This is a genomic window from Duganella sp. HH101 (genome assembly GCF_001758795.1).
Classification (GTDB): domain Bacteria; phylum Pseudomonadota; class Gammaproteobacteria; order Burkholderiales; family Burkholderiaceae_D; genus Rugamonas; species Rugamonas rivuli.
On sequence record NZ_LRON01000001.1, the window covers coordinates 527,968 to 540,388 of the forward strand.

The 12,421-nt window shown below is 64.8% G+C and carries 9 protein-coding genes; 5 read left to right on the plus strand and 4 right to left on the minus strand.

The genetic code is table 11. The features are described from left to right. Positions 1 to 5 precede the first annotated feature (5 nt). Both DUGA2_RS01955 and DUGA2_RS01960 read left to right on the plus strand, forming a co-directional pair. On the plus strand, positions 6 to 1,151 hold the full coding sequence (locus DUGA2_RS01955; protein WP_070266920.1) for a DUF444 family protein: 1,146 nt from the start codon (positions 6 to 8) through the stop codon (positions 1,149 to 1,151). Beyond that, positions 1,148 to 2,536 (plus strand): SpoVR family protein, encoded by a 1,389-nt coding sequence (locus DUGA2_RS01960; RefSeq protein ID WP_070266921.1) that lies wholly within the window; start codon positions 1,148 to 1,150, stop codon positions 2,534 to 2,536. Before DUGA2_RS01955 ends, DUGA2_RS01960 begins: the two co-directional genes overlap by 4 nt. Here the strand turns inward: DUGA2_RS01960 and DUGA2_RS01965 are convergent. Further along, positions 2,493 to 3,554, minus strand: coding sequence for an SDR family oxidoreductase (locus tag DUGA2_RS01965; RefSeq protein WP_070266922.1), 1,062 nt, complete (start codon positions 3,552 to 3,554; stop codon positions 2,493 to 2,495). The two genes, DUGA2_RS01960 and DUGA2_RS01965, sit on opposite strands and share 44 nt — an antisense overlap. Continuing rightward, positions 3,554 to 4,834 (minus strand): nucleotide sugar dehydrogenase, encoded by a 1,281-nt coding sequence (locus DUGA2_RS01970; protein ID WP_070266923.1) that lies wholly within the window; start codon positions 4,832 to 4,834, stop codon positions 3,554 to 3,556. Before DUGA2_RS01970 ends, DUGA2_RS01965 begins: the two co-directional genes overlap by 1 nt. A gap of 185 nt (positions 4,835 to 5,019) precedes the next feature. Between DUGA2_RS01970 and prsT the strand changes: the two genes are divergently transcribed. Genes prsT through DUGA2_RS01985 form a run of 3 tightly spaced genes read left to right on the plus strand, consistent with a single transcriptional unit; the run spans position 5,020 to position 10,825 of the window. Then, entirely contained in the window at positions 5,020 to 7,680 is a 2,661-nt protein-coding gene (prsT, locus tag DUGA2_RS01975) for an XrtA/PEP-CTERM system TPR-repeat protein PrsT (RefSeq protein ID WP_071658837.1), read from the plus strand. Positions 7,681 to 7,688: 8 nt separating this feature from the next. Next, positions 7,689 to 10,103: a hypothetical protein gene (locus tag DUGA2_RS01980; RefSeq protein WP_070266925.1), complete on the plus strand. Its 2,415-nt coding sequence runs from the start codon at positions 7,689 to 7,691 to the stop codon at positions 10,101 to 10,103. Next, a complete protein-coding gene (locus DUGA2_RS01985; protein WP_070266926.1) occupies positions 10,070 to 10,825 on the plus strand; it encodes a serine protease in 756 nt (251 codons plus the stop codon). Before DUGA2_RS01980 ends, DUGA2_RS01985 begins: the two co-directional genes overlap by 34 nt. 2 nt (positions 10,826 to 10,827) lie before the next feature. Here DUGA2_RS01985 and DUGA2_RS01990 read toward each other — a convergent pair whose 3' ends face one another. Together DUGA2_RS01990 and DUGA2_RS01995 are read right to left on the minus strand one after the other, a co-directional pair. Beyond that, positions 10,828 to 11,580 (minus strand): long-chain N-acyl amino acid synthase, encoded by a 753-nt coding sequence (locus DUGA2_RS01990; RefSeq protein ID WP_070266927.1) that lies wholly within the window; start codon positions 11,578 to 11,580, stop codon positions 10,828 to 10,830. Positions 11,581 to 11,690: 110 nt separating this feature from the next. Beyond that, positions 11,691 to 12,296 (minus strand): XrtA/PEP-CTERM system exopolysaccharide export protein, encoded by a 606-nt coding sequence (locus DUGA2_RS01995; RefSeq protein ID WP_070266928.1) that lies wholly within the window; start codon positions 12,294 to 12,296, stop codon positions 11,691 to 11,693. Between the last annotated feature and the right edge of the window lie 125 nt (positions 12,297 to 12,421).

The window sequence follows — 12,421 nt, forward strand, 5'->3', positions numbered from 1 at the left end:
GGACGATGCAGACCCATCAACGCGACTGGTACGAATTGTTCTCCCGCGGCGCGCGCGACTGGTTGCGGCACAACGACAAGGTCCGCGGCGCCGTGCGCGACCATCTGCCGGACATCATCGCCTCGCCGGACCTGATGAGCGAGGCGGGCCAGCGCAGCGTGCAGGTACCGCTGCGGCTACTTGAGCACGCGCGTTTCCGTCTGGCCGAAGGAAACAGCAATACCGGCGCCGGCCAGGGACCGGGACAGCCTGGCGATCTGCTGTTGCCGGCGGACGACGTGCATGGCGATGGCAGCGGCGCGGGCAATGCACCGGGCGAGGTGACGCTGATGATGGAGCTTGCCGTCGATGACATCCTGGACTGGCTGTGGGAGGAATTCCAGTTGCCGTTGTTGCAGCCGCGCGGCCAGGCCACGCTGGAGCAGCCCGAGGTCGTGCAGCGCGGCTGGGACAAGCACGGCGCCCGCTCGCGGCTGGACCGGCGCCGCACCGTCAAGGAGGCGATCAAGCGTCGTGCCGTGCAGAACGCGCCGGCACCCTTCACCAATGACGATCTGCGCTTCCGCCAACTGGTGGAGCGGCCGCGTCCGAGCAGCAGCGCGGTGGTGTTCTTCATGCTCGACGTGTCGACCAGCATGACGCAGCCTGAACGGCGTCTGGCCAAGACCTTCTTTTTTCTGGCGCTGCAAGGCTTGCGGCGCAGCTACCGTCACGTGGAGCTGCGCTTTCTTGCGCATGCGGCACGCGCCTGGGAATTCAACGAGCGCGATTTCTTCGAGGTCAGCGGCATGGGCGGCACCATGGCTTCCACCGGCTTCCACCTCGCGCAATCGCTGCTGGACGAGCAGTATGATGCGGCCAGCTACAACAGCTACCTGTTCTATGCCTCGGACGGCGACAATTTTTCGGAAGACCGGATAGCGGCCAGCCAGTCGTTGGGGCAGTTGGCCGGCCGCATGAACTATCTCGGCTATGTCGAAACCCTGCCCGGCATGCCGCGCATGCTGGAGACCGAGATGGGCCGCCTCTGGAAAGAGCGCGAGCGCCAGGGCTTGCCGCTGTCCAGCGTGGTGCTGACCGATGCTGAAGACGTGGTCTCCGCGCTGAAGCAATTCCTGGTGCGGCAGGCCGCCGCAGAGGAGCGCGCGTGAGCAAGCTGGAGGACTACACCGCACGCATCGAGCAATTGGCCGCAGAACTCGGGCTCGAATACTACCCGGTGGATTTCGAGCTGGTGCCGCAAAACTTCATGCTGGAAATTGCGGTCTACGGCGTGCCGGTGCGCATGCATCACTGGTCGTTCGGGCTGCGCTACATCCATCAGTTGCTGCATCAGAACATGGGGCACTCGCGCATCTTCGAGGTGATGTTCCCCGGCGATCCCTGCCGGGCCTACCTGATGAATCAAAACAGCCTGGCCGAGAATACGCTGGTGGCCGCCCATGTCATCGGCCACGCGGATTTTGTCCGCCGCAACGCCCTGTTCGAGCGTTTCATGAAGATGGCCGGCGGGCACATCCTGGAACAGAGCGCCGCCAGGGCCCACCGGCTGGAGCAGGCATTGGCGCGCCACGGCCGGCCCGCCGTCGAAGCCGTGCTGGACGCGGCGCTGGCGCTGGAGCCGCACATCGACATCCAGCAGGAGCTGTATCGCCCGCCCTACCCCGCCGCCACGCCGGCGAAACCATCGCCGCCCGGCCTCTTCCAGCAACGCTACCAAGCCCTGCCCGGCGGAAAGCCGCCGGATGCGGCGCCGGTGGAGCGGCCGCGCCAGCCGCCATATCCGGAGTACGACCTGCTGTGGTTCATCGCCCGCCACGCGCCGGAGCTGCGGGACTGGGAACGAGATATCCTGCTGGCGGTGCGTGAGGAATCGTTCTATTTCTATCCGGTCCATGCCTGCCAGATCATGAATGAAGGCTGGGCATGCTATTGGCACGCACGGCTGCTGCGCGAGGCCGAATTCCTGCCGCATGCCCTCTATCTGCAGGCGCTCAAGGTGCATTCCGACGTCGTGCGACCGTATGCGGGCGAACATCAGCTGGCCCTGGCGATCAATCCCTACCATCTGGGGTCCTGCATGTGGGAGCATATCGTCGAGCGGCATGGCATCGAGGCGGCACGCCGCATTTGCGCGGAAGAGGACGATTTCGGCTTTATCCGCAACTACCTGGACGCGCCGTTGGCGGAACGGCTGGATTTGTTCAGCTATCAGGTGCGCAAGGATGGCGAAACACGCGTGCTCAGCCGCGACATACAGGCGGTGCGCGAGGCCATCCTGCGCCCCCGCTACAACTACGGGGCGCCGCGCATCGCCGTCGACCGCGTGCACGACGATCAAAGCCTGGTGCTACGGCACGACCATGCGAGCGACGGCCGCGGCCTGGACCTGGCGGCGGCGGAACAGGTGCTCAACTACGTGGCCCGCATCTGGCACAAACCGGTGACGCTGCACACCGTGGATTTTCGTGGCGCGCAGCGGGTGCTGACGGTCAGCCACCCAGATAGTGGACATACCAGCGCAAAGCCTGCCTGAGCCCGCGCCGCAGGTCGTGGGTCGGCATGTAGCCCAGCAGCTCCCTGGCCTTGGCGATATCGGCCTGCGAATGCCGGACATCGCCGGCGCGGAACTCGCCGTACTCCGGCTGGAAGTCGCGCAGGTGGGGATAGCGCTCCACCAGCAGACCGTGCAGCATCAGATAGAGCTCGTTCAGGCTGGTTCGGGAATTGAGCGCGACGTTGTAGACCTGGTTGACGGCGTCCTTGCGCTCGGTCAGCGCCGCCAGCAAGTTGGCCTGCACGGCGTTGGCGACGTAGCAGAAATCCCGGCTGCTTTCGCCGTCGCCGTTGATGACCAGCCGGCGCCGCCCTATCATCGCCGCGATCCACTGGGGGATGACCGCGGCGTAGGCGCCGGACGGATCCTGGCGCGGACCGAACACGTTGAAATATCTGAGGCCTATCGTTTCGGTGCCGTAGCATCGCGCATACACATCCGCGTAAAGTTCGTTCACGTATTTGGTCAGGGCGTAAGGCGACAGGGCCTTGCCGACATGGGCCTCCTGCTTGGGCAGGGCCGGGTGGTCGCCATAGCTGGCGCTGGAGGCGGCGTACACGATGCGCCGCACGCCGGCCAGCCGCGCGGCCTCCAGCACGTTGAGCCAGCCGCCGATATTGATGTCGTTGCACAGCAAAGGCTCGCGCAGGGAGCGCGTCACCGAGCCCAGCGCGGCCTGGTGCAGGACGAAGTCGGCATGGTCGCAGGCCTGGGTGCAGGTCGCCATGTCGCGGATGTCGCCTTCGATCAGTTCGAAACGGCGCCAGGCTTCCGCGCCGACCGCGTCCCTGACCTGGTCCAGGTTGTGGTGATAACCGGTCAGGAAATTGTCCACCCCGGCGACGCGCTGGCCAAGTTCCAGCAGCGTCTGCAGCAGGTTCGAGCCGATGAAACCGGCCGCGCCGGTCACTACCCAGCGGTACTGCCGCTGCTGCAGGTGCTCGCGCGCGTCCTGGTAGCTGGTGGTGGCCGGCGTGCCGTTTTCATAGTCGGCCATCACAGCCTCCATACGCTGAGCCCGCTCTCCCGCAGGGCCCGTTCGTCGAACTGGGATTTGAGGTCGATGAAGCAGCCGTCCTGGACTATCTTGGCGCGGATCTGGTGCAAGGGCCTTTCGCTGAGTTCTCGATGCGCGACTGCGCTGATCAGGGCCTCGGCGCAAGGTAGCGCCTCCCAGGACTGCAACTGCACGCCGTATTCGTGGTGGGCCTCGTCCGGGTCCGCCACCGGGTCGTGGACGTGTACCTGCAAGCCGTAGGACTCCAGCTCGGCAATCAGGTCGGCCACCTTGGAGTTGCGGAGGTCCGGGCAGTTCTCCTTGAACGTCAGCCCCAGCACGTTGACGTGGCAGCCCTTGAGCTTGAACCCGGCACGCACCATTTCCTTGACGGTTTTTTCAGCCACGAACTTGGCCATGCCATCGTTGATGCGGCGCCCGGCGAGGATCACGTGCGGATGGTAGCCCAGCATCTCGGCCTTGTGCGTCAGGTAGTAGGGATCGACGCCGATGCAATGCCCGCCCACCAGCCCAGGCCGGAACGGCAGGAAATTCCACTTGGTGCCGGCAGCCTGCAGCACCTCCAACGTGTCGATATCGAGCCGGTCGAAGATGATCGCCAGCTCGTTCATCAGCGCGATGTTGAGGTCGCGCTGGGTGTTCTCGATCACCTTGGCCGCCTCCGCGACCATGATGCTGGAGGCGCGATGCACGCCCGCGCCCACCACTTCCTCATACAGCGCGGCGACGCGTTGCAGCGTGGCGTGGTCGTCACCCGCGACGATCTTGCGCACCGTTGCCAGCGTGTGTTCGCTGTCGCCGGGGTTGATGCGCTCGGGCGAGAAGCCGACGTGGAAATCGCGCTGCCATCGCAGGCCCGAGCACTGCTCCAGCACGGGGATGCAGATTTCCTCGGTCGCGCCGGGGTAGACGGTGGACTCGTAGATCACGACTGCCCCCGCCTTCATATAGCGGCCCACCGACTGGCTGGCGCCGATCAGCGCGGAGAAATCCGGATTGTGCGCGGCGTCGACCGGCGTCGGCACGGCGACCACGATGTAGTCGGCTTCGCTCAGCGCAGCGGCGTCGCCGCCCATCTCCAGCCAGCGCGCCGCGGCGAACTGCGCGGCGGAGACTTCGCCGCCCGGATCGATCCCGCGCCGGTAGCTGGCCACCTTGCGCGCCGACAGGTCCACGCCGATGGTGCGGCGACGCGCGCCGAAAGCGACCGCCAGCGACAAGCCCACATATCCCAGTCCCACCACGGCTACGACTTCCATAAGTCACCTCGCATCCTAGCGTTGGCCACACGTCTCGGCCGATTCTACGGAGCGTGTCCGCCGTGCTGTTGAGGTGGCGCAAACGGCTGCCGATTGCAGGGCAAGGCGTGTCCGTTTGCGACCGATCAAAGGGCGGCGCGATCAGACTTCCTACTCTAGTCATACCGTTCGCCAGGGAGAGTCTCATGTTGCGTGTCTTGTGGGTATTGCTGCTGCTTGCCGCTTGCGGCCGCATGCAAAGCGACGAGCAACTGATGTCGGAGGCCAGGCAATATTGGGCCGCGGGCGATACGCGCGCCGCCGTGATCCAGCTCAAGAATGTCCTGCAACGCAACCCCTCCAGCGGCCCCGCGCGGGTGATGCTGGGGCAACTGTACCTGGGCGCCGGCGACGTTCTGTCGGCGGACAAGGAATTGCGCCGCGCACTGGACCTGGGCGTGCCAGGCGCCGACGTGCTGCCGCTGCTGGGCAAGAGCTTGCTGCTGCAAGGGCAATACGCCAGGGTGCTGGAAGACATCAAGGCCGATCCGCGGCGGCCGCAGCTGCAGGTCCTGCGCGGCCACGCCCTGGTCGGCCTGGACCGCGTGGACGAGGGGCGCGCAGTCTTCGCGCAAGTGCTGGCCGAGCATCCCGGCCAGCCGGGCGCTTTGCTGGGCCAGGCCAGGCTGGCGCTGGAGGCGCATGACCGGGAGACGGCGCTGCGCCTGATTACCCAAGCCCTGCAGGGGACGCCCGACGACCTCGACGCGCTGCGCCTGCAAGGCGACCTGCTGCGCACGCTGGGGCAAACCGCCGGGGCACTGACGGCATATCAGCACATGCTCAAGCTGGGCCCCGAGCTTGTGCAGCCCCATATCGACATCGCCAGCCTGTACATTCAGACCGGAAAGCTGAATGAAGCCAGGGCCGAACTCGCCGTTGCGCGCAAGATTTCACCGAACAGCCTGATGGCCGCCTATACCCAGGCGCTGCTCGACTTCAGGGAAGGCAAGCTGGCGGCCGCGCAGGAACGTCTGCAACTGGTCTTGCGCGCCGCCCCCGATCACTTGCCCGGCAATCTGCTGATGGGAACGGTATTGCGCGGCCTCGCCAACTACCCGCAGGCCGAGCAGCACCTGAGAAAATTCCTGGACGCGCAGCCCGGTCATGCCTATGCGAGCAAACAGCTGGCGGCGGTGCTGATGGCAAGCGGTAATCCGGAACAGGCGCTGGCCATCGTCGAGCCGCTGTTCGACAGCAACCAGCAGGACCTGGAAATGATGTCGCTGGCCGGCGAAATCTATATGCGGCTGAGGCGGTATCCCCAGTCCGCCAGCTATTTCGAGAAGGCCAGCGCGCTGGCGCCGCAGACGTCGATGCTGCACGCGGCGATCGCCGTCAGCCACATCGGCATGGGCGACACCGCGCGCGCCGTCACCGAGCTGGAGCGGGCCACCAGCCTGGACGGAAAATCGTCGCGCGCCGGCGTGCTGCTCGCCCTGACCCACCTGCGCAACAAGGACTACGCCAAGGCGCTCGCCGCCGTCAAACAACTGGAAAGCCAGAATGGCGACAACCCCATGGTGCAAAACCTGAAAGGCGGCGTGCTGCTGATGAACCGCGACCGCGCCGGCGCCCGGACCGCCTTCGAGCGCGCGCTGGCGCTCGACCCCGTGTATTTGCCGGCGCTGGACAACCTGACGCAGATGGACCTGTTCGACAAGCGGCCCGGGCCAGCCAGGTTGCGCCTGGAGGCGGCGCTGGCCAAGGACGGCAAGAATGCCGATATCATGACGGCGCTGGCGAACCTGGCGATCTCGCAGGGTCAGGCTGCGCAAGCCGGCGGCTGGCTGGAGCGTGCTGTCCGGGAACATCCGGACGTGCCGGATCTGAACCTGATGCTGGCGCAGTTCTATGTGCGCAACAAGGAATTGCCCAAGGCGTTGGTGCTGATGCAAAAACTGCTGGCGACCAACCCGGCCAATGCGGATGCGCTGTCCTTCATGGCTGAGCTGCAACTGCGCAACCGCAATAACGACGCGGCGCTGGACCATCTGGTCAAGCTGGCGGTGGTCCAGCCCAGTTCGCCCCAGGTGCAGGTGCGCATCGCGGTCCTGCGCAGCGCCGTCGGCGACAGCGACGGCGCGCTGCAAGCGCTTAACAAGGCGTTGTCGCTGCAGGCGAACTATGCGCCCGCGCAAGTGGGCCTGGTCACGTTGTTGCTCGATCAGCGCGCCTACGGCAAAGCCATGCAGGCGGTGCGCGGCTTCCAGAAGACCGCCGGCAATGCCGCGCTGCCCTACAAGCTGGAAGCCGATGTGCAGATGGCGCAAAAGCATCTGCAACCGGCGCTGGCCTTGTACCGCAAGGCATACGACATGCAGCCGTCGGGCGCCCTGTTGATCCCGCTGCACAGCGCCATGCTGCAAGCGGGCCAGTCGCGCGAGGCCCGCAGCCGCGTGCTGCAGTGGCTGGACGCCCATCCGGACGACCAGACGACACGCTTGTATTTTTCCAGCAGTCTGTTGGCCGAGAAGGATTTCTCCGCCAGTCAGACCCAGCTGGAGCAGATCCTCAAGCAGTCACCGCGCCATGCGATGGCGCTCAACAATCTGGCGTGGTTGTATCAGCAGAAAAAAGATCCGCGTGCGCTGGCCTTGGCCGAACAAGCCTATCAGTTGGCGCCGGCGGACGCATCGGTGATGGACACGCTGGGCTGGCTGCTGGCGGAACAAGGCCGGCTGGATCGCGCGCTGCCCTTGCTGAAGTCCGCCGCCGCCATCGCCCCCGCCAACAACGACATCCGCGACCATCTGAGCGCTGCGCTGGCGAAGTCCGGCGAACAACGCGCGGCTCGCCCGCGCTAAGGGCGTCCATGCGCTTGCCCCCGTGGTGCTGCCGCCTGCTGTCGCTGCTGTTTTTCGGCGCTGCGATTGCGGTGCTGAGCGTCTATCCCCTGCATGGCAGCTGGCTGCCGGCGATCGTGCTGGGCTATGGCGCGCTGCTGTGGCGGCGGCCTGCGCTGTGGTTGCTGGCCTTGCCGGCTTTGCTACCCGTGCTGGACCTGGCGCCGCATACCGGCTGGTTCTTCGTCGAGGAAATCGACGTGCTGCTCTGCCTGACGGCGGGCTTCTGCTACTGGCGTCTCGACCGCTCGGCCCTGCAGCCGCGGTTTCCGCCGCTGTTCCATCTGAGCTTGTGGGGATTGGGCATCGCCTGCTGCATCGGCTTGTGGCGCGGCCTGCAGCCATTGCCAGCCATCGATGCCAATTCCTTCAACAACTATCTCAGTCCCTACAACGCGTTACGGGTAGGCAAGGCCTGGTTTTGGGGCTTCGTGCTCTTGCCGCCGTTGAAACAGGCGGCGGGGCCGGCGCTCGATGGCTTGCGAAAATTCTTCTTGCCCGGCATGCTGCTCGGACTGTCGGGCGTACTCGCGGCCGCCATACGCGAACGTTGGCAGTTCCCTGGCCTGCTCAATTTCGCCAGCGACTACCGCATCACCGCGCCGTTCTCGGCCATGCACACCGGCGGCGCGGCGCTGGATGGCTATCTTGCGATGAGCGTTCCGCTGCTGGCAGCCTGGCTGTTCGGAGCGCGTTCCGCCGTCCGCCAGACGGTGGCGATGACGCTGCTGCCCCTGTCCCTCTATGCCGGCCTCGCCACGTTCTCACGCGGACTCTACCTCGCCTATGCCCTCGCCCTCCTCGTCCTGGCAGGCTTTCCGCTGGCGGCCTGGTCGCGAACCGGCCTGCTGAGGCGTCGTTGGCGGACCATGGCGGCCGCGTCGGTGGCCGCCATGGCGATCGTGTACGGCCTCGGCCTGGTGTTTGCGAGCAGCGGTTATCGGGGCTACGCCGCGGCGCTGGGCTTGTTGTCGGTAGCCCTGGTGCTGTCGGCCCGCAGCTGGCATCCTGCGCTACTGATCAGCGGCCTGATATGCAGCCTGGGCTTGGCCGGGATGCTGGCCTGGTTGCTGCCGGTTGGCGAACCTGCCGTCGCGGTCATGAAAGCACCGTATCTGATGTTCCTGTGTTCAGGTCTGGCTTTCGCGCTGAGCTTGCAATATTCCCGCACGCTGTCGCTGCTGGCCGTGCCCGCGCTGGCCGGGCTCATGGTCAGCACGGTATGGATCGCCTACCACCACGCGGGCGCGGCAACGCTGGCGCCGAGCGCCGGACTGATACTGATGGCCATGTCGCCGATCACGCTCAACCTCTTGACGCGGCGCCCCGCCTGGCGCCCCAACCGCCGCAATGTGACGGTGCTCATGGCCGTCTCGGCCGTGCTGGCCGTCGCCATACCGACCTACCATGGCTATTTCGTCGCCGAACGCTTTGCCAACGTGGGCAGCGACCTGTCCGCACGAATGAGCCATTGGAGCCGAACCTTGGCCTTGATGGACGACACGCTGGATACCGCCATGCTGGGTGCGGGATTCGGCAAGTTTCCATCGCTCTATTACTGGCGCAACCAGCAGCACGAGGTGCCGCCCGGCTACCGCTATCTGGTCCAGGACGACAACCGCTATCTGCGCCTGACCGCCGGCGACTACCAGGCCGGTTACGGTGAGATGCTGCGCATGCTGCACATCGTTCCCTTGCAGCCGGAGACCGCCTATGTACTGGCCCTGGATGCGCGCAACAGCGGCCCACCGGCCTTTCTGCACGTGAATTTATGCGAGCGGCAACTACTGTACCCGCAGGGATGCATTGCCCTTCCATTGCGTCAAATTTTGCGCGCTCCCAATTGGCAGCGGCTGCAGTTTCCACTGTCGTCCGGCCTGCTCGGCTCATCGGAACGGCCCGTGCAACTGGAGATATCCGTGGAGGGCGAACATGCCGCCCTGGATATCGACAACGTCAGTCTGCGCGTATCAATCGATCAGCAAGAGCTGGTGCGCAATGGCGGTTTTTCAGACGTCAATGACTACTGGTTTTTCAGCAGCGATCGTCACCACCTTCCTTGGCACGTCAAGAACCTCGGCTTGAACCTGTATGTCGAAATGGGCTGGCCGGGCTTGCTGGCGTATGCCGGCCTGCTCTGCAGCGCCGGCGCCGAGCTAGTGCGGCGGGCGCAAGACACCGCCGAGCGGGCCGAAGCCACCGCCTTCCTTGCCGCGCTGGTGGCGCTGCAGACAGTCGGCCTGTTCGACAGCCTGTTCGACGTGCCCCGCATCACCTTGCTTTTCATGCTGCTGCTGTGCGCCGCCGCCTTGCGGCCGGCTCATCCAACCTCTTCCATCGTGAGCTCCCCATGCCAAGACCGCGCCCCTTTTCCCTGCTGTTAGCGCTGAGCCTGCTTCTGCCGGCATCCGCAGACGAACTCAGCCGCACCATCGGCCTGGTCAAACCATCCGTCGTTGGCATCGGCAGCTTCCAGAAAACCCGCAGCCCCGCCTTGTCCTTCATCGGCTCCGGCTTCGTCATCGAAGACGGCTTGACCATCGTCACTGCCGCCCACGTCGTCAACGAACTGCTGCGAACGGACCTGGGCGACGCGATGGGCGTGCTGGTGCGCGACGGCGACAGCGCACAGTTCCGCGCTGCCACCGTCGCGATGATCGACAAGGAACATGACCTCGCCCGCCTGCGCGTGCGCGGCACGCCGCTTCCCGCCCTCAAGCTGGGCAACTCGGCCACAGTCCAGGAGGGGAAGTCCCTGGCCTTCATGGGCTTTCCGCTTGGCATGGTCCTCGGGCTGCGCCAAGTCACGCACCGGTGCACGGTATCCGCGATCACTCCGGTGGCCACGCCCTCGTCCAGCTCAAGCAAGCTCGACGCTAAAGTGCTGAACCAATTGCAGAAATCGTCCTATGTCGTGTTCCAGCTCGATGGCACCGCGTATCCTGGCAACAGCGGCAGCCCGCTGTTCGACCCCGACACGGGTGAAGTCATCGGCGTGGTCAATATGGTGTTCGTCAAGGGCGTCAAGGAGACGGCCATCAGCGCGCCCAGCGGCATCGCCTACGCCATCCCCGCCAGCTTCCTTGCGCCGGCCACAGAGAAGTAGGCTCAGGACTTACCCGCGATCAGGCGCCCTGTGATACCGGGCTCGTCCCAGGTCGGGAAGAAGTACGGATAAAAGGAACGCTCGGTGGTCTGCTGCTCCATCAGCCCGCCAAACTGGCGGATCTGCTCCCCCATATACTCCAGCTCCAGACGCAACAGCACGGCCGGTGCGCCCACCCGCGTGCACGGACGCTCGCCGCCGAAGTCGCGGAAACCGAGCATGCGCTTGTAGAACATCACATGGCGCGGATTCACCTCGATCACGTAATCGGTGTAGCCGTGGATGTTGCGCGCATAGATGTAGGAGATGTGGATCAGCGCGGCGAACACGCGCTTGGACACGCCCTTGTCGATCGCCAGCTTCGAAGGCTCGCACAGGCGGCGCTGCTGCTCGCGCAGTTCGTCCAGCTTGTCGCGGAAATTTTCATCGGCCGGCAGGCCGATTTCGTCGTTGTCCAGGCACAGGGACATCGTTCCCACCGTCTGGCCGCCAGTCTCGGCGAACAGCGTGATCTTGTTCGGCGCATGAATGGCGTTGGGATCGACCGAGTAACCTCGCCATCCGTACATCTTCTTGAGCAACAAGCTAGCCGCTTCGCGGCGGCCCTGCGAGTTGGCCATGCGGATATGGAAGATCTGTTGGTCTAAGGTATGGTCCAATTCCTGATTGGCTACGCCTTCGCCGACCACGAGGTCGCGCAGGCCTGGACCGGCTTCAAAAGAAACTATTGCGTCGTCATATTGCACGGTTGGCATCCTGTCAGGTCTGTCGGCCAGCTGCCGAAAACGGACAAACTGGGCTCATGCTCTTCAGACCTGCCTTTTGGATGAAAAGTTCCCCAACAATCAAAATATTTTTGTTCGTTTCAGAACCAGCCTTCCGGGATCACCAGCACGTCGCCCGGCAGCACCGCAACATTGGCAGAAATATCGCCATCGCGCAACAGGTCCTGCAGCCGCACCGGTATGCTTTGCCGCGCGCCGTTCACGGTGCGGATGATGTTGGCCTTGTTGCCCGAGGCGAAATCCGTGATGCCGCCCACCGCGATCAGCACATCCATCAGCGACATGCCTTGCCGGTAAGGCAGCGCCTGCGGCTTGGCCGCCTGGCCGATGACCCGGATCTGCTGGTTGTACGGGCCGACGAAGCTGGTGACGATGACCGTCGCCATCGGTTGCTGTATGTATTTTTCCAGCGCCTTCTCGACATCGCGCGCCAACTGCGTGGACGTCTTGCCGGCCGCCTGCAGGTCCTCGACCAGCGGCGTGGTGATCTTCCCGTCCGGCCTGACGGGCACGCTGGCCGAGACCTCGGGATTGCGCCAGACATTGATGCTGATGACGTCGCCGGCGCCGATCAGATAGTCGCCCTGCGGAGCCACCGCTTCTTCAGGCAGCAGCACGGCGCGGTGCGCACATCCGGCCAGCAGCACCAGCCCGGCCGACAAGGCCATACGCAGAATAGGATGCATGTCGTCTCCCGCTTGAATAGTCTGGCTTCCATGATTCAGAAAAGCCGCCCGCCTCTGCTTGATCTGTCTCAACTACTGCCCAGTTAAGAAAAATCCGCATTGTTCGAGCCATATAATTTAGCTTC